Here is a 15,901-nt window from a genome sequence, read left to right as displayed (position 1 = left end):
ATGAAAAACCCATACACACTCGCGATGGACATGCAACGGCAGGCCTGGGAAGGGGCCGCCGAGCTCGCCGAAAAGACCCGCGTGGCGCCCGAACGGACGGAAACGCTCGAGAACGTCGAAGTCGGCCAGACGCCGAGCGAGGTCGTCTACGAGGAGAACAAACTCGAGTTGTTACACTACGAGCCGAAGACCGAAGAGCAACGCGACGTGCCGATCCTGATCGTCTACGCGCTGATCAACAAACCGTATATCCTCGACTTACAGCCCGACCGATCGGTCGTTCAAACGCTGCTCGAGGCCGGATTCGACGTGTACCTCATCGACTGGGGCGAGCCTTCGGCGCTGGATCGCTCGCTCACGCTCGAGGACTACGTCGACCGGTACATCGACAACTGCGTCGACGTCGTCCGCGACCGATCTGGCGAGGACGAGATCAACATCCTTGGCTACTGCATGGGCGGCACGAAATCGGCCATGTACGCCTCCCTCTACCCGGAGAAGGTCAAGAACCTCGCACTGATGGCGTCGGGGCTCTGCTTCGCCGGCGACGGCGGCGTCCTCGAACTGTGGGGCGACGAAGACTACTACGACCCGGATCGGGTCACCGACGCCTACGGCAACGTCCCCGCCGAGTTCCTCGATGTCGGCTTCGCACTGATGGATCCCGTCGCGAACAACGTGACGAAGTACGTCCGCTTTTACGACAACATGGAAGACGAGGACTTCGTCGAGAACTTCGCGCGGATGGAACGCTGGCTCTCGGAGGGGATCGACGTCGCCGGGGCCACCTACGAGGAGTTCATCACCGACATCTACCAGGAGAACAAGCTGATGGAGAACGAACTCGTCCTCGGCGACCGGCGCGTCGACCTCGAGAACATCGAGATGCCGGTCCTCCAGATCGTCGCCGAGTACGACCACCTCATCCCGCCGAACGCTTCGAAGCCGTTCAACGACGCGATCGCCTCCGAGGACACCGAGATCCTCGAGTTCCCCACCGGCCACATCGGCATGTCGGTCTCCTCGCGGAGCCACGACGAACTCTGGCCGAAGGTCTGTGAGTGGTTCGAACAGCGGGCAGAGAGCGACCTCGAGTCGGAGACGGGGCCCGATGCCGGTGGCGAGCCTGCGGATACAGACGAATCGGATGCTGCACTCGCTACGGATGTCGACGGTGACGAGACCGGCGTCGACGCCGGTTCCGGCCCTGGCGTCGGCGATGACGGCGTCGAAATCGAGATCGATGGAACCGATGCCAGCGGGGACCTCACCGGCCTTTCCGGCGTCGGCGACGCCTACGCCGAAGACCTCCGAGAGGCGGGAGTCGAGACGATCGACGACCTGGCCGCGGCATCCGCCGCGGATCTGGCGACGGAGACCGGCATCTCACCGGCACGACTCGAGGACTGGATCGAGCAGGCCCGATCGAGATAATTCCGTAGCGAGTGTGGAGAAACCTCCGCGGAGTACCATCGGACGGTTCCGCCTTCACAACTGCTTTTGTTCGGTCAGTGCTAGCTTCTTATTAAGGATCGCGTTCGTCTGGAAAACTGAAAGCCCGTACGTTATTATATAGGGCATGAGGTTCATTGTCTAGGTATCTATGTCAATGGATGGGCGAACCTGCGTCATCACCGGCTCGGCTCGAGGCATCGGTCGAGGAATCGCCGAGTACCTTGGAGCCGAGGGTGCGAACGTCGTCATCAACTATCGCTCGTCGGAGGGGGACGCTCACGACGCGGTCGACGCGATCGAAGACGCTGGCGGTTCGGCGGTCACCGCCCAGGCCGATGTCTCCGACCGCGAAGCCGTCGAACACATGCGTGAGGTCTGTCTCGAGGCCTTCGGCCCGGCGGACGTGCTGGTGAACAACGCCGGCATCACCGCGGATCAACAGTTCACCGAAATGTCTCGAGAGGACTGGGACCGCGTGATGGACGTCAACCTCGGTGGAATGTTCAACTGCACGCAGACGTTCTACGACGACATCTGGAACGCCGAGGAGGGCCGGCTGATCAACATCTCGAGCGTCGTCGGCAAGCAGGGCAACTTCGGGCAGGCGAACTACGCGGCAGCCAAGAGCGGTATGTTCGGTTTCACCCGGACCATCGCGCTCGAACTCGCACAAGGCGGTTCAACCGCGAACTGCGTCGCACCGGGCTTTACCGCGACGGACATGGTCGAGACCGTTCCCGAGCACGTCCTCGAGCGGATCATCTCGAGCGTTCCCTTGGAACGACTCGCCGAAGTCGAGGACATCGCCGCCGTCGTCCGATTCCTCGCGAGCGAAGACTCCTCGTACGTGACGGGCGAAGTGATCGACGTCAACGGCGGAATGGATCTCTGAGCCCGATGGCCGTCCTGGTTCGAATTGTCGATCAGTTTTGAACGGTACCGCTATTCTCTCCACTTCGGGAGCTGTGACATCGCTTCCCGTGCTTCGGCGACGAGTTCCTCGAGGACCGCTTCGGCAGGTTGCACGTCGTCGGTAAGACCCACACTCTGGCCGGCGAAAAGCGCCATCTCCTCGATGTCTCCGTCCACATCCGATGTTGCAAGCGCTTCGTCGTATCGCTCGATCGGTTCGCCCGCGTCGGTGGTCGCGACGACCTCGGACTCTCCGGGCCGCTCGCCGGTCGGGGGCTCTCCTGCTCGCTTCCATCGTTCGGTCGTTTCGTTTTCCAAAACGCGATGTGGCATTCCGGGCCAGCCCTTATCGAATAGCGTCGTCAGAGCGGTATCGGTTTCGTCGCTCTCACAGAGCAACCGCTGGTAGTCGTCGTGAACCGCCGCCTCCTCGGTCGCAACGAATCGAGTTCCGAGCCACGCGCCGTCAGCGCCGAGCCCGAGGACGGCCGCGATAGCCCGCCCGTCGCCGATCCCACCTGCGGCAACGATCGGCACTTCGTCCCCGACCGCATCCGCGACTCGAGGCACGAGCACCGTCGTTGCGACCTCGCTCTGGACGTGTCCCCCGGCTTCGATACCCTGTGTGACGACGATATCGACGCCGGCGGTTACCGCCTCCCGTGCGGCCGTTGCGCTCCCCACAGTCTGGAAAACGATCGCGCCTGCCTCGTGAACCCGATCGACGTACTCTCGAGCACTGCCGAACGAGAAGGAGACGGCATCGACGCCCTCGTCGAGAATGACTTCGAGATGGTCGTCAGTCTCGAGAATCGTCGTCGCGTCATCGAGCGCGAGGTTGACTGCGAACGGGTTGTCGGTCCGCTCGCGAGTTCGGCGGATCACCCGTCTCGTCTCCTCGAGGTCCCGCCAGGTGACCGCAAGGTGGCCGAGTCCGCCGGCGTTCGAAACGGCGGCAGCCAGTTGGGGATTCGTCGCACTCCCGATCGGGGCCTGAACGATCGGTCGTTCGATTCCGAGCGCGTCACAGAGCGGCGTTTGAAGCGTCATCTGTTCCCTTCGTTTCTCCGTGCTATTCCGACGCTAGTCGCTTTTCCTTCTCGAGCACTCGCACGTTCTCGATGCCAGTCGCCGGATACTGGCCGTCCTCGTCTTTCTCGACGGCTTTGACCATATCCCAGACGACGTTGAGTCCTGTCGTGACGCCCTCGAGCGCTTCCATCTCGCAGCCGGTCTTGCCCGTCGTCTCGACGGCGACCTCGAGCGCCACGCGGTCGTTCTCGAGCGAAAAGTCGGTGTCGACGTTCGTGATCGGGATCTGGTGGCACATCGGGATCGTCTCCCAGGTGTGTTTGACCGCCTGAATCGCGCCGATTCGAGCCGTCGCGAGCACGTCGCCCTTGTCGACCCGATCGTCGCGGATCGCCTCAAGCGTCGAGGATTGGAGGCGAATCTCGCCCGCGGCGACCGCGCGGCGGCTGGTATCGGGTTTGTCGCCGACGTCGACCATCTGGACATCGCCGTCGTCGGTCGTGTGGGTGAGCTGGCCGGCGTCGCCGCTGGAATCGGTATTCGACCCGCCGTTCTCGTCCGGCGTGGTCGTCGGGTGATCGTCGCTCATTCGTTACTCGTCCTCGTCGGCCTCGCCCCAAAGCACTGCTGGAACCTCCTCGAGCAGGTCGGAGGCGAGAAATCCCTGTCCCATCCGCTCGGCCCCTCGTTCGCCGGCTCGCCCGTTGACGTACGCGCCGGCCGTCGCGGCCTCGAGCGGCCCCGCGTGCTCGAGCAGGCCGGCGACGATCCCCGCGAGGAGGTCGCCCGTTCCGCCGACGGCCATGCCGGGCGTCCCCGCACGGCAAATCCTGGTTCGCTCGCCGTCGGTCGCCACGTCGTCGACGCCCTTCGCGAGGACGACGTGGCCGAGGTCCGCCGCGAATTCCTCGAGTTCGTCCGCCGCGGCCGCGAGGTCGTCCGTGTCAGGGCCGCCCATTCGCGCCAGTTCCCGCCGGTTCGGTGTACAGACCAGCGTCGCCTCGGTCTCGAGGTCGGGCACGACTCCGAGCGCGTCCGCGTCGATCACCGCCGGGCCGGTGTAGGACTCGAGAAACTGGCGTGCGGCCTCGAGCGTCTCGTCTGCGGTTCCGAGCCCGGGTCCGAGGATCACCACGTCGTCGTGACGCTCTGCGGTCTCGACGAGGCCGTCGACCTGCTCGGGAACCAGCCGGTCGCCGTCGTAGGGCTGGACGATCAGGTCCTCTGCATAGGATTGGATTTCGCCCGCGACCGCATCCGGTGCCGAGACGAACGAGAGTTCCATCCCGCTCCGGAGGGCGGCCTGGGCGGCCAGCGCCGGAGCCCCGGTGTAGGGGCCGCCGCCGATGACGAACGCCCGACCCGTTCGCCCGTCGGGTCGCGCGGCGCGGAGGTCGCCCGGCCCGACGTAGCGTTCGGCGGCCGCCGGAATGCCGATGTCCGCGACGGTAACGTCGGCCGAGAGCTCCTCGAGGCCGGGCTTTTCGTCGTGGAAGGTGACGACGCGATCGGCTTCGACGCCGTTTTCGGCGTGCGCAGCGGTGACTCCGCCGTCGCCGTCGACCGCCGCATCGGCGTCGAATCCGGACGGAACGTCGACCGCGATCACGGTCGCGTCGCTGTCGTTGATCGCCCGCGCGGCGGTCGCCGCCGGTTCCCGAAGCTCGCCGCTGATTCCGGTTCCGAGCATCGCGTCGACGACAACGTCACACTCCGGGAGTTCGAACGAACTCGAATCCGTCACCGTTCGCACGTCCGCGTTCTCGAGCGCGTCCCAGTTCTCTCTGGCGATTTCCGTCCCGATCGCCGACGGCCGGCCGAGGAGGATCGTCGTGCAGTCGTAGGCCTCGAGAAACCGGGCGGCGACGAACGCGTCGCCGCCGTTGTTCCCGCGCCCGGCGACGATCGCGACGCTCGAGTCCGGTTCCGCGGCGTTCCGGACCGCCCTCGCGACGGCGTTGCCGCTCGACTCCATCAGCTGTTTCTGGGTGACGCCAAGCGCCGCCGCGTTCTCGTCGACGGCGGCCATTCGCTCGCCTGTGATCATGGTCGGTCTTCGACGGGCGGTCCGTTGAAGATTGCGTTCTGTCGGATCTCCTCACTCTCGATTCGTATCCGGTTGAAATGCTGCAGGGGTTTCGAGACCACCGATATCAACGAACGATCTGGCGTGAAGGTAGAGCGTGCTGGCAGAAGTAGGATTAGTCGGCTGCCAGCGACCGGAGTTGTTCAATACGGGCCTCGAGCGATGGGTGCGTTGAACGAAGGCCTGATTTTACTGACTCGGTCCCGAGCGTCGGCACTATATTTATCGCATTCGTCGATCGAACGTGCTCTCGAAGGTCCGAAACCGGTTTGGCTGGCGATGAATCGTCTATTTTCTCGAGTGCTGTTGCGAGTGCAGCCGGATCGCCAGTTATTGCAACAGCGCCGCGGTCAGCGGCCATCTCTCTGCCGCGAGAAAACACACCGATACCCACCAGTGCGACGAAGCTGAGGAGATGACCGCAGACTTCGAAGATGTTTGATGTGTATCCGATGTCTTCTGTGAGCGTCTCGGCAGCGATGAGTGGGACGAGCGCGGCAGTTACTAATCTCAAATCATCGTTACCAATATGTGCGGTTTCGTGTGCGAGAACGGCTGAAACCTCCCTCTGGGAGAGTGTGTCGATAAGACCTCTCGAGATGATGATCGTCGGCATCTCACCGTGGTCAGCTCTACTGAGCGGGTCGACCGGACGATACATTGTAAATGCGAGCGGCGTCTCTGTTGGATCGATACGAACCGCTGGCTCGGGGATATCGACCTGTCTCGAAAATCGACCGACTGCAGACTGGATGGCCGACCGGTCATCTACCGGTGCGTCCGAGATGGGCGTCGTCCTTTCAAACAGCTCAGTGCGTTCGTTCCGAATCGCCTGTTTAATAACTCGAGCGAGCCAGACGACTCCACCGACAGCTGCGGCCAACCAGATGAGTGGCCATATCACTCGCGGCGGAAGAATATGAGCGAACTCGAGGAAGTCTGATAGAGAGGCAGAGATAGCAATCGTAAGGGTGAGAACTAGAACCAAAACGACGGCGAGACTGCCGGTGAGGGCTATCCCACTGATACCCACCGCGATTACTGCGCGCGTTGCGAGGCCGGCGGGTTGAGTGAGTCGCACACGTAACGGTGCTTCGCGGTGTTCAAAAATTTTAGTCTACGGCGTGATGAGCGTTCACTTCCGGTCCGGTGGCCAAACCCTCTTACCCGCACGGACCCCAGACGCGGACGATGGATGGGAGCGCGCTGCCCGTCGACGACGAGCACCTGCCGTTCGATCCCTCGAGCGTCGAGATCGACGACCGGGAGGTGTTCGGCCTGCTCGAGCCGGCCGTTCAGGAGTGGTGGCTCGAGGCGTTCGGCGAGTACGTTCCCGAGAACGACGGCTTCTTCACGCCGCCGCAGGTGGGCGCGATCCCGAAGATACACGAGGGGACGAACACGCTGATCTGTGCGCCCACCGGGTCGGGCAAGACGCTCGCCTCGTTTACCGCGATCATCAACGAACTCTTCGAGCGCGACCGAGAGGAAGAAGACGGGTTAGCCAATTCCGTCTACTGCCTGTACGTCTCGCCGCTGAAGTCCCTCGCCAACGACATCCACCGGAACCTCGAGGTTCCACTCGAGGGGATAGAGGAGATCGTCGAAGACCGCGGCGAGTCGATGGGCGAGATTCGCCACGCGATCCGCCATGGCGACACGTCCTCGAGCGATCGACAGAAGATGCTCGAGGAGACGCCCCACATTCTGAATACGACACCCGAGACGCTCGCTATCTTGCTCAACTCCCCGAAATTCCGCGAGAGGCTTCGAACCGTCGAGTACGTCATCGTCGACGAGATCCACTCGCTCGCGGGGAGCAAGCGCGGCACGCACCTCTCGGTGAGCCTAGAGCGACTCGAGGCGATGAGCAAGACGGAGATCACACGGATCGGCTGTTCGGCGACCATCGAGCCGCTGTCTCGCGTCGCGGAGTTTCTGGTCGGCTACGAGGATGCGGATGGTTCTGATCCAGCCAAGACCGATAGCGAATCGGCATCCGACGGCGAGTCTGGATCGACTGGTGAGTTAGGATCAGCATCCGGCGATGAGCGAACGCCGCGACCCTACGAAATCGTCGACGCCAGATTCGCTCGCGAGTTCGATCTCCGCCTCGAGTGTCCGACCGATGACCTGATCAACACGTCTCGAGACGTCGTACAGGACCGGTTCTACGAGCAGCTTCACGAACACATCCAAGAGCACACCAACACACTCGTGTTCACGAACACGCGATCCGGCGCGGAGCGCGTGCTCCACAACCTGCGCGAGCGCTTCGACGAGTACGGCGAGGAAAACTCCGGCTGCCACCACGGCAGTCTCTCGAAAGGGGTCCGACAGGAGGTCGAAGGGAAGCTCAAGGACGGCGAACTAGACGTGGTCACCTCCTCGACCAGCCTCGAGCTGGGGATCGACATGCCCCACGTCGACCTCGTGGTGCAGGTCGGGTCGCCCAAATCCGTCGCTGCGCTGCTCCAGCGGGTCGGCCGGGCGGGTCACCGCGTCGGTCAGACGGTGACCGGTCGCGTCATCGCGCTGGATCGGGACGAACTCCTCGAGTGTACGGTGATGTTGAAAAAGGCCGAAGACGGCTTCGTCGACTCCGTTTCGATTCCGGAGAACGCCCAGGACGTCGCCGCCCAGCAGGTGTATGGGATGGCGATCGCCGAAATTCGGCCCGAGCGCGAGATTCGAACGATTCTCGAGCGAGCCTACCCGTACCGGAACTACTCCGAGCGCGAGTACGAGTCCCTGATGAGCTACCTGACGGCCGACTACGCCGGGATGGAGGACCGAAACGTCTACGCGAAGATCTGGCGGGACGAGAACGACCCGCCCGACGGCGAGCACCACCACGAGGAGTTCCCCGTCGGCGAGCCCCTGATCGGCAAGCGGGGCCGGCTCGCTCGCGTCATCTACATGACCAACATCGGGACGATTCCCGACTCCTTCACCTGCGACGTCCACACCAGAGCGAGCGACGAGTGGGTCGGCCAACTCGACGAGAACTACCTCGACACCTTGGAGAAGGGCGACGTGTTCGTCCTCGGGGGCGACCACTTCGAGTACCAGTACCGACGCGGCTCGAAGGTCTACGCCGATCGGACGAGCGCCCGCCCGACCGTCCCCTCGTGGTACTCCGAGCGCCTGCCGCTATCCTACGATCTCGGCTGTGAGATCCTCGCGTTCCAGCGGGAACTGCTCGCCCACCACGCCGAGGGCGGCTCGCCGCGGGTCCGGGCGTGGCTCCGGGAGTTTCCGCTGGGCGACGACTGCGTTCGCGCCGTCGCGCGGCTGTTCGACCACCAGCTTCGGTACGCCGGCCCCGAGAGCGTGAGCACCGAGAACCGACTCACTATCGAGGTCGAACGCGACCGAGAGGAGTACGAACGCCACTACTACGTCCATTCGAACTACGGCCGAAAGGTGAACGACGGGCTCTCCCGGCTGTTCGCCTACCGCTGTGCACAGGAGGCGACCGCGAACGTCCGCGTCGCCGTCGCCGACAACGGGTTCGTCCTCTCGATGCCGCTCAACCGGAAGATCGACCTCGAGGGAATCGTCTCGGACCTCGAGGCCGAACAGGTCCGGGATGACCTCCGGAACGCCATCTCCGGAACCGACCTGCTCCAGCGGTACTTCCGGATCAACGCGACGCGAGCCCTGATGATCCTCAAGCGCTACAAGGGCTACGAGAAATCGGCCAGCGAACAGCAGGTCTCGAGCGAGATGCTGCTGGGCTTCGCGGAGGATCTCGAGGAGTTCGCCGTGATCGAGGAGACCTACCGGGAGATCCTCGAAGACAAACTGAACGTCGCCGAAATCGAGGACATCATCGCGCGCATCGACGACGGCGAACTGGCGATCGAACGCCAACTGCTGGACTCGCCCACCCCTCGAGCGTTCGGCCTCGCGACGCTCTCTGCGAGCGACGTCGTCCTCGCCGAAGACGAGAGCGCCGCCTTACAGAGCTTCCACGAGCACGTCCTCGAGGAAATCGGCGAGGAGTCGGTTCGCGGGCTTCCGACGGACGACTGACTAACTGCCGCGTTTGGCAGTTACATTGGAACGGCGACGCTCCCGAGTTACCGCAGAACAGTCCATCAAAAGGTAACATACCACACTCTGATTTATTGCAAAAAGGCCAGAACATGTTGGAAAATGGACTCGATTACAGATATCGAGATGAAGCGGATTCTTTCGGGAAAAAGCGATTGGATCGGGCCGGAGTTTGCAGAAACGCTCTCACAGCATCCGCTCGCTTCGATCAAAACGGAGTTCCCTCACTTCGCTCACTCGATGGAGTCCCCGGAAGGACCCGAGCGACCGAGACAGCGCCATCCCGTGTTTTACGGCTGCTACGACTGGCACTCGTCGGTCCATAGCCACTGGGCGCTGATCCGTCAACTTCGACTGTTCGACGATCATCCCGTAGCCGCCGAAATTACGGAGAGTATCGACGCTCGAGTTACCGCCGAGAACGTCGCTCGAGAGGTCGACTATTTCGAGGCGAACGAATCCTTCGAAAAACCGTACGGCTGGGCGTGGTTGCTGCATCTTGCGGCGGAACTGCATCTGTGGAATAGCGGCCAGGCGGCTGCCTGGCGGGAAGTCATCGAACCGCTCGAACAGAAAATCGTCTCCCTCGTCGAATCCGAGTTTCTCACTCAGGACCGTCCGTTCAGAGTCGGAACGCACCAGAATTCCGCGTTCGCCCTCCACTGTATACTCGATTATGCGAGAACGGTTTCGAACGACTCGCTGGAAACTGCGGTCGTAGCTACTGCGACCGAATTCTTCGCCGAAGACCGCGAGTATCCCGTCGAATACGAGCCGCTCGGCTGGGATTTTCTCTCCCCATCGCTTACCGAAGCGGATCTCATGCGGCGCGTGTACGACCGCCCGGCGTTTGTCGACTGGGTCGAACGGTTTCTCCCTAATCTCACCGCCGCGCCCGGGCGAACGCTCCTCGATCCTATCGACACGGAGTCGGACCCCGACGAGGAAATCGCCCTCCATTTCGTCGGATTGAACGTCTCGAAAGCGTGGTCGCTGGCTGGAATCGCAGATGCCCTTCCCGGGCACCAGTACGCGCCCATCCTCGAGCGAAGCGCGAAAAGACACGCCGAGCGCGGGCTATCTCAGGCGTTTACCGACACCTACGCTGGATCACACTGGCTTTCCTCGTTCGTACTCTACTTCCTGACGAGAGACGAGGGCGGGATCGCGCCGGAGTGATACGCGGGCCAGCGGTTCGTGAGAGGGGCCGAAGCGATCGAAACGCACACGTAAAACGGCCCGAAACAGGCTTCGTATGACCGAAGACGATCCGCCCGACTGGGACTTCAAAGACCGCGACATCGCGATTCTCTGCGAACTCGCCGACGACCCGCAGCTCTCCTCGCGAGAACTCACGGACGTGCTCGAGTCGGAGTACGACATCGAGGTCTCACACGTCACCGTCAGCGAATCGATTCGGCGAATGCGCGACGAGGGGGTCTTCCGAGAAGCGATCATCCCCAACGAGGAGTACTACATCTTCGCGCTATTCGAGTTCAAGTTCAACACCGAACACTTCGCCGAGAGGTGGCAGGCGGCGATGGAGCACATCCGCGAGGACAAACACACGCTGTTTTTCTTCCTCTCGGACGGCGAGTACCAGTGGAAGACCGTGATGATGTTTCGCGATCGCCAGGAGGTCTCCCGGTGGATCCACGAGTGTTACAAGGAGTACGGCGGTGTCATCGCCAACATCCGCAACTCGGCGGTCCACAACGTCCTCAAGTTCCAGACCGACCCGCGAATCTACGAGGATCTCGAGGAGACGTCGGACTAAACGCGTCTCGTTCGTGGGAAATTCGACACTCTCGTTCGGTGGAAATCGACACGGTAGTACGGCGCGGCCCCAGTCGGCTATCGTCAGGTTTCTCGAAGTCCCTAGAGCGGCTCCTCGCCGTCGACGATCCGCTTCGCTCGAGCGGCCAGCGCGGGCACTCGAGCCTCCATCTTCGGGTACATCGGATCGTCGCTGTTGCCCTCGAGGTAGCGCCGGAAGAACATCTCACCGAGGCCCGCGAGTTTGTACACCGCGAGCGCGCGGTAGAACCGCTCGTGTTCGAACGTATAGCCCGTCTGTGACTCCCATCGATCGACCAGTTCGCGTCGACTCGAGTACCCCTCTCGCTCCATAAATCGGGTCGTCAGCTCCGGAATCGCCGGCTCCGGATCTTTCGAATCGCGCCAGTATGACAGCATCCAGCCCAGATCGGCGCGCGGATCGCCGAGGGTGGCCATCTCCCAGTCGAAGACGCCGATCAACTCCGGGGTCTCGCCCGGGCCGAACATCACGTTGTCGAGTTTGTAGTCGCCGTGGACGAGCGTGTGCGGGTGGTCGTCGGGAACGTTCTCCTGCAGCCACTCCCCGACGTCGTACAGGTCCGGAACCTCGCGTTCCTCCGCGGTTACCTCGAACGCCCACATGAGTTGTTGGCCCCAGCGGTCGACCTGGCGCTGGGTGTAGCCGGTCGGGCGACCGAACTCGCCGAGCCCGACCGATTTGTAGTCCAACTCGTGGATCGTCGCCAGCGTGTCGACCAGTTCCTCGCCGATCCGCGCTCGAGCGTCGGGAGCCGCGAAGCGCTCCGGCTCGTCCTCCCGGAGAACGTCGCCCTCGAGGCGCTCCATCACGTAGAAGTCGCTCCCGATGACATCGTGGTCTTCGCACGCGAAGAGCGGCTCCGGGACGGGAATGTCAGTATAGGCGACGGCGTTGGTCACCCGGTACTCCCGAAGCACGTCGTGGGCCGTCTCCGCGACATCGCCCGGAGGCGGTCGTCGGACGACCAGTTCTCGATCGCCCCAGGTGACGAACAGGGTCTCGTTGGAGTGGCCCTCGAGGTGTCGACGAACGTCGTACGTCTCGACCTGTCCGAGGTGGTCGGTTAGAAACGACGCCAGCGCGTCCTCGTCGACGAGGCGCTCGCGGTACTCGTCACTCATGGCTTCCACGGGGTAGATCTAGAGAGGTCGGTGGTCGAAAGCACCCGCTGGTCGCGTCGATACGGTTCGGCATTGTTGTGTCTACCAGTCTCACGGTGCTTAACGAAAATAGTTTCGACGAATGCTGCGTTTTACAATGTTCTCGAGTCGCCGTCGACGATCTCGAGCACCTCGCGAGGGTCCTCGATCCGGTAGGAGACGGCCGGTCCGTCCTCCGCGCCGAAGGCCACGCCGTGCAGGCCCGCTTCGGCGGCCCCTTTCACGTCGTGTTCGTATCTGTCGCCGACCATGAGCGACCGGTCCGGAGCCGTCCCCGCTTTCTCGAGTGCGGTCTCGAACATCGCCGGATCGGGTTTGGTCCGCCCGACCTCCTCGGAGGTCGTGATCGAGTCGAACGCCGATCGCACCCCGAAGCGTTCGAGCATTCGTTTCCCCTCCGCGTCGTCGACATCGCTGATGACGCCGACGTGAACGTCGCGCGCCGCGAGTCGACGGATGGTTTCCGGCGCACCGGGAACGGGTTCGGTGGCGTCGTCTGCGGCCGCTTCGAAAACGCGGTGCCAGTCTTCGCGGGGAACGTCCGTCCCGACGAGCGTTTCGACGGCAATCGCGTAGCCCGTTCGAGCCGGGCGAAACTCCGTGCCGTCGCGCTCCCGGAAGTACTCGCCGAGAGCGGAGCGCCACGTCTCGAGCGCCCGCTCCCGACTCGTCTCGAGGTCGTAGCGGTCGACGAGTTCGTCGACGAACGCGGCGTGGGCTGCCCGAACCGACTCGAGGTCGAGGATGACGCCGCCGATGTCCCAGAAGACGGCTTCCCACCGGCTTCGGTCGCACGAGCCCTCGCTCGTCGAACCGCGCTCGGCCCCGGCAGCGCCCTCGGATTGTGCCGTTCGTGTGTCTCTCATTCGTTATTTCGCGGACGACCGTTTGCGGGCCGGTTTCGTCGACGAGCATCGACGATGCAGCTTCGAGCGCCGTACACGCGTGCCCGCCTCGGTAGCCTCGCCCGCATCCGTCTACTCGTCCGCGTCTGTCTACGGCTGTCAATGGCGACGAGACACTTAACGATACGCTTCTCATACCCATCTTTATTACCAGTGTCTCCGTATTCTGAACTGTGTCTAACAATGGTAAGAGAATCAGCGAACACGTCGTCGATCTCCGTCGGTGAGGACAGATGAGTACCGGTCAGTTCAGCGTCGACGGCGATACGGCCGTCGTCACGGGCGCCTCGAGCGGGATCGGGAAGGCGATCGCGGAGTCGTTCGCGGCCGACGGCGTCGACGTCGTCGTCTGTTCGCGCGAACAGGACAACGTCGATCCCGTCGCTGCGGGCATCCGCGAGAGCGACCGGCCGGGAGCCGCCGTCGCCGTCGAGTGCGACGTGACCGACCGCGACGCCGTCGACGCGCTCGTGGAGACGACCGTCGAGGAGTTCGGCGGCCTCGACGTGCTGGTGAACAACGCCGGGGCGTCGTTCATGGCCGGCTTCGACGACATCAGCCCGAACGGCTGGGAGACCATCGTCGACATCAACGTCAACGGGACCTACCACTGCACCCACGCCGCCGCCGCCCACCTCAAAGAGGGCGGCGGAGCGGTCATCAACCTCGCGAGCGTCGCCGGTCAGCAGGGATCGGCCTATATGAGCCACTACGGCGCGGCGAAGGCGGCCGTCATCAACCTAACCACGTCGCTGGCCGCCGAGTGGGCGAGCGACGATGTTCGGGTGAACTGCATCGCCCCCGGGTTCGTCGCCACGCCCGGCGTCGAGAGTCAGATGGGCGTCTCCGCGGACTCGATCGACCGCTCGGACGTGGACCGACAGATCGGAACCGTCGAGGAGATCGCGGACATCGCGCAGTTCCTCGCGAGTCCTGCCTCGTCATACATGGTCGGGGAAACGATCGCCGCCAAGGGCGTCCCTCGAGTCGAGGAGACGCCGGACGTATGAGTTCTCGAGGCGGAGGTGGAACGACGGATCATCGCGAACTCCGGACGACGACCGCTCGAGACGTCCACCTGCCGGTCGCCGCCCAGCCCAGCGTCGACGCGCTCGTCGAGTACGCGCGGGTGGCCGAAGCCGCCGGCTACGACCTCGCGTGGCTGCCCGAAACGTGGGGCCGGGACGCGGTGACGGTGCTTACCGCCATCGCCGAGCGAACCGAGACGATCGGTGTCGGCTCGAGCATCGTCAACACCTACTCGCGCTCGCCCGCCCTGCTCGGACAGACCGCGGCCACGCTACAGGAGGTCGCGGACGGGCGCTTTCGCCTCGGAATCGGGCCGAGCGGCCCCATCGTGATCGAGAACTGGCACGGCGTCGACTTCGACGACCCGCTCCGACGGACCCGCGAGTACGTCGAGGTGATTCGGCGGGTACTCTCGGGCGATCCCGTCGAGTACGACGGCGACCAGTTCTCGCTCTCAGGGTTTAAACTCCGGAGCGAACCGCCGGCGCGGACGCCGCCGATCGACGTGACCGGCATGGGACCGAAGGCCGTCGAACTCGCCGGCCGCTTCGCCGACGGGTGGCACGCGATCATGTTCACTGCCGATGGAATGGAAGACAGACTCGAGGATCTCCGCCGGGGCGTCGAACTCGGCGATCGGTCGCCCGAGGACGTTCGCGTGACGGTCGGCGTGACCTGTTGTGCGCTCGCAGACGCCGAGCGAGCGCGGGAACTCGCCCGCCAGCACGCCGCCTTCTACATCGGCGGCATGGGGACGTACTACCGGGATTCGATCGCTCGGCAGGGCTACGAGCAGGCCCACGAGATCCACGACGCCTGGCAGGACGGCGACCGCGAGCAGGCGACGGCCGCTCTCGACGACGACCTTCTGGACGAGCTCTGTGCCGCGGGCCGTCCCGAGACGGCCCGCGATTCGCTGGCGGCATTCGAGTCGCTCGAGGGCGTCGACGCCGTCGCGGTGAGTTTCCCCCGCGGCGCGAACGAGGACGAGATCCGAGAGACGCTATCGGCGCTGGCTCCCGCGGACGACTCGTCGTGACGGCGTCCGATGGAGCCTAACCTACGCGAGTCCGGCCACCGCTCCGACGGACTCGGCTCGAGCGACCACTTTTAACACCCGCATCGCTGTAGGTTGCGTTCGATCCACTATGGACATCACCGTCGAAGGCGAGCAGGTCGTCGTCGATCACGAGGGCACCGACTACCGATTCGACGTGATCGGCGAGAACGAACTCGAGTTCGCGGCGACCGGCGACGCCGCCGCGGCCGCGCCCGAGGGCGTGATCGAATCGCTCGAGTCGAAGGGCTACATCGTCAGGCCGTGATGGTGGGTGAAGGTCCCATCGAGGGGCCAGACAATTGTTGCTGTCCTTACCGCCCGAACACGTTTCGAACGAAAAACGGCGCTCGTTTCGATACGCCGTAAGCACTATCTCCATAAATA

14 protein-coding genes are annotated in these 15,901 nt (G+C 63.6%); 8 read left to right on the top strand and 6 right to left on the bottom strand.

Going from position 1 to position 15,901, the window contains the following annotated elements:
• Entirely contained in the window at positions 1-1,434 is a 1,434-nt protein-coding gene (phaC, locus tag BM348_RS05195; RefSeq protein WP_092902646.1) for a class III poly(R)-hydroxyalkanoic acid synthase subunit PhaC, read from the top strand.
• A 169-nt stretch (positions 1,435-1,603) separates the two neighbouring features.
• On the top strand, positions 1,604-2,347 hold the full coding sequence (locus BM348_RS05190) for a beta-ketoacyl-ACP reductase (RefSeq protein WP_092902644.1): 744 nt from the start codon (positions 1,604-1,606) through the stop codon (positions 2,345-2,347).
• Between the two features lie 50 nt (positions 2,348-2,397).
• On the opposite strand, the gene BM348_RS05185 is transcribed toward BM348_RS05190, so the two are convergent.
• The 4 genes from BM348_RS05185 to BM348_RS21635 all read right to left on the bottom strand — a co-directional run bounded on the left by BM348_RS05185 (position 2,398) and on the right by BM348_RS21635 (position 6,566).
• On the bottom strand, positions 2,398-3,417 hold the full coding sequence (locus BM348_RS05185) for an NAD(P)H-dependent flavin oxidoreductase (protein WP_092902642.1): 1,020 nt from the start codon (positions 3,415-3,417) through the stop codon (positions 2,398-2,400).
• Positions 3,418-3,439: 22 nt separating this feature from the next.
• The gene (moaC, locus tag BM348_RS05180) at positions 3,440-3,988 is read right to left on the bottom strand and encodes a cyclic pyranopterin monophosphate synthase MoaC (protein WP_092902640.1); all 549 of its coding nucleotides are present in this window, start codon (positions 3,986-3,988) and stop codon (positions 3,440-3,442) included.
• A 3-nt stretch (positions 3,989-3,991) separates the two neighbouring features.
• Positions 3,992-5,446, bottom strand: a complete 1,455-nt coding sequence (locus BM348_RS05175; protein WP_092902638.1) for an NAD(P)H-hydrate dehydratase — start codon at positions 5,444-5,446, stop codon at positions 3,992-3,994.
• Positions 5,447-5,600: 154 nt separating this feature from the next.
• Positions 5,601-6,566, bottom strand: a complete 966-nt coding sequence (locus tag BM348_RS21635) for a M48 family metallopeptidase (RefSeq protein WP_217641992.1) — start codon at positions 6,564-6,566, stop codon at positions 5,601-5,603.
• A 110-nt stretch (positions 6,567-6,676) separates the two neighbouring features.
• Between BM348_RS21635 and BM348_RS05165 the strand changes: the two genes are divergently transcribed.
• The 3 genes from BM348_RS05165 to BM348_RS05155 all read left to right on the top strand — a co-directional run bounded on the left by BM348_RS05165 (position 6,677) and on the right by BM348_RS05155 (position 11,321).
• On the top strand, positions 6,677-9,523 hold the full coding sequence (locus BM348_RS05165; RefSeq protein ID WP_092902636.1) for an ATP-dependent helicase: 2,847 nt from the start codon (positions 6,677-6,679) through the stop codon (positions 9,521-9,523).
• 123 nt (positions 9,524-9,646) lie between these two features.
• Positions 9,647-10,723 (top strand): DUF2891 domain-containing protein, encoded by a 1,077-nt coding sequence (locus BM348_RS05160; protein ID WP_092902634.1) that lies wholly within the window; start codon positions 9,647-9,649, stop codon positions 10,721-10,723.
• Positions 10,724-10,799: 76 nt separating this feature from the next.
• The gene (locus BM348_RS05155) at positions 10,800-11,321 is read left to right on the top strand and encodes an Lrp/AsnC family transcriptional regulator (RefSeq protein ID WP_092902632.1); all 522 of its coding nucleotides are present in this window, start codon (positions 10,800-10,802) and stop codon (positions 11,319-11,321) included.
• Between the two features lie 101 nt (positions 11,322-11,422).
• Here the strand turns inward: BM348_RS05155 and BM348_RS05150 are convergent, their stop codons facing one another.
• Both BM348_RS05150 and BM348_RS05145 read right to left on the bottom strand, forming a co-directional pair.
• Positions 11,423-12,484 (bottom strand): phosphotransferase family protein, encoded by a 1,062-nt coding sequence (locus BM348_RS05150; RefSeq protein ID WP_092902630.1) that lies wholly within the window; start codon positions 12,482-12,484, stop codon positions 11,423-11,425.
• A gap of 131 nt (positions 12,485-12,615) precedes the next feature.
• Positions 12,616-13,389 carry an HAD family hydrolase gene (locus BM348_RS05145; RefSeq protein ID WP_092902628.1) on the bottom strand — a complete coding sequence of 258 codons (774 nt, stop codon included), beginning with the start codon at positions 13,387-13,389 and terminating at the stop codon, positions 12,616-12,618.
• A 272-nt stretch (positions 13,390-13,661) separates the two neighbouring features.
• Here BM348_RS05145 and BM348_RS05140 point away from each other — a divergent pair, with 272 nt between their 5' ends.
• The 3 genes from BM348_RS05140 (at position 13,662) to BM348_RS21135 (ending at position 15,782) form a co-directional block, all read left to right on the top strand.
• Positions 13,662-14,438 carry an SDR family NAD(P)-dependent oxidoreductase gene (locus BM348_RS05140; protein WP_092902626.1) on the top strand — a complete coding sequence of 259 codons (777 nt, stop codon included), beginning with the start codon at positions 13,662-13,664 and terminating at the stop codon, positions 14,436-14,438.
• Positions 14,435-15,496 carry a TIGR04024 family LLM class F420-dependent oxidoreductase gene (locus BM348_RS05135; RefSeq protein WP_092902623.1) on the top strand — a complete coding sequence of 354 codons (1,062 nt, stop codon included), beginning with the start codon at positions 14,435-14,437 and terminating at the stop codon, positions 15,494-15,496. The genes BM348_RS05140 and BM348_RS05135 overlap by 4 nt, the downstream gene beginning before the upstream one ends.
• A gap of 109 nt (positions 15,497-15,605) precedes the next feature.
• Positions 15,606-15,782: a hypothetical protein gene (locus tag BM348_RS21135; RefSeq protein ID WP_175507108.1), complete on the top strand. Its 177-nt coding sequence runs from the start codon at positions 15,606-15,608 to the stop codon at positions 15,780-15,782.
• Positions 15,783-15,901: the final 119 nt, after the last annotated feature.

It is taken from the genome of Halostagnicola kamekurae, assembly GCF_900116205.1.
In the GTDB taxonomy this organism is placed as follows: Archaea; Halobacteriota; Halobacteria; order Halobacteriales; family Natrialbaceae; genus Halostagnicola; species Halostagnicola kamekurae.
The sequence above is the reverse complement of the archived record's forward strand: the minus strand, read 5'-3'. Positions and strand labels throughout refer to the sequence as shown.

What these genes read in the sequence shown, in the direction of transcription:
- phaC (WP_092902646.1), top strand. Translation starts at nt 1, where the DNA reads ATGAAAAACCCATACACACTCGCGATGGACATGCAACGGCAGGCCTGG.
- BM348_RS05190 (WP_092902644.1), top strand. Translation starts at nt 1,604, where the DNA reads ATGTCAATGGATGGGCGAACCTGCGTCATCACCGGCTCGGCTCGAGGC.
- BM348_RS05185 (WP_092902642.1), bottom strand. Translation starts at nt 3,417, where the DNA reads ATGACGCTTCAAACGCCGCTCTGTGACGCGCTCGGAATCGAACGACCG.
- moaC (WP_092902640.1), bottom strand. Translation starts at nt 3,988, where the DNA reads ATGAGCGACGATCACCCGACGACCACGCCGGACGAGAACGGCGGGTCG.
- BM348_RS05175 (WP_092902638.1), bottom strand. Translation starts at nt 5,446, where the DNA reads ATGATCACAGGCGAGCGAATGGCCGCCGTCGACGAGAACGCGGCGGCG.
- BM348_RS05165 (WP_092902636.1), top strand. Translation starts at nt 6,677, where the DNA reads ATGGATGGGAGCGCGCTGCCCGTCGACGACGAGCACCTGCCGTTCGAT.
- BM348_RS05160 (WP_092902634.1), top strand. Translation starts at nt 9,647, where the DNA reads ATGGACTCGATTACAGATATCGAGATGAAGCGGATTCTTTCGGGAAAA.
- BM348_RS05155 (WP_092902632.1), top strand. Translation starts at nt 10,800, where the DNA reads ATGACCGAAGACGATCCGCCCGACTGGGACTTCAAAGACCGCGACATC.
- BM348_RS05150 (WP_092902630.1), bottom strand. Translation starts at nt 12,484, where the DNA reads ATGAGTGACGAGTACCGCGAGCGCCTCGTCGACGAGGACGCGCTGGCG.
- BM348_RS05145 (WP_092902628.1), bottom strand. Translation starts at nt 13,389, where the DNA reads ATGAGAGACACACGAACGGCACAATCCGAGGGCGCTGCCGGGGCCGAG.
- BM348_RS05140 (WP_092902626.1), top strand. Translation starts at nt 13,662, where the DNA reads ATGAGTACCGGTCAGTTCAGCGTCGACGGCGATACGGCCGTCGTCACG.
- BM348_RS05135 (WP_092902623.1), top strand. Translation starts at nt 14,435, where the DNA reads ATGAGTTCTCGAGGCGGAGGTGGAACGACGGATCATCGCGAACTCCGG.
- BM348_RS21135 (WP_175507108.1), top strand. Translation starts at nt 15,606, where the DNA reads ATGGACATCACCGTCGAAGGCGAGCAGGTCGTCGTCGATCACGAGGGC.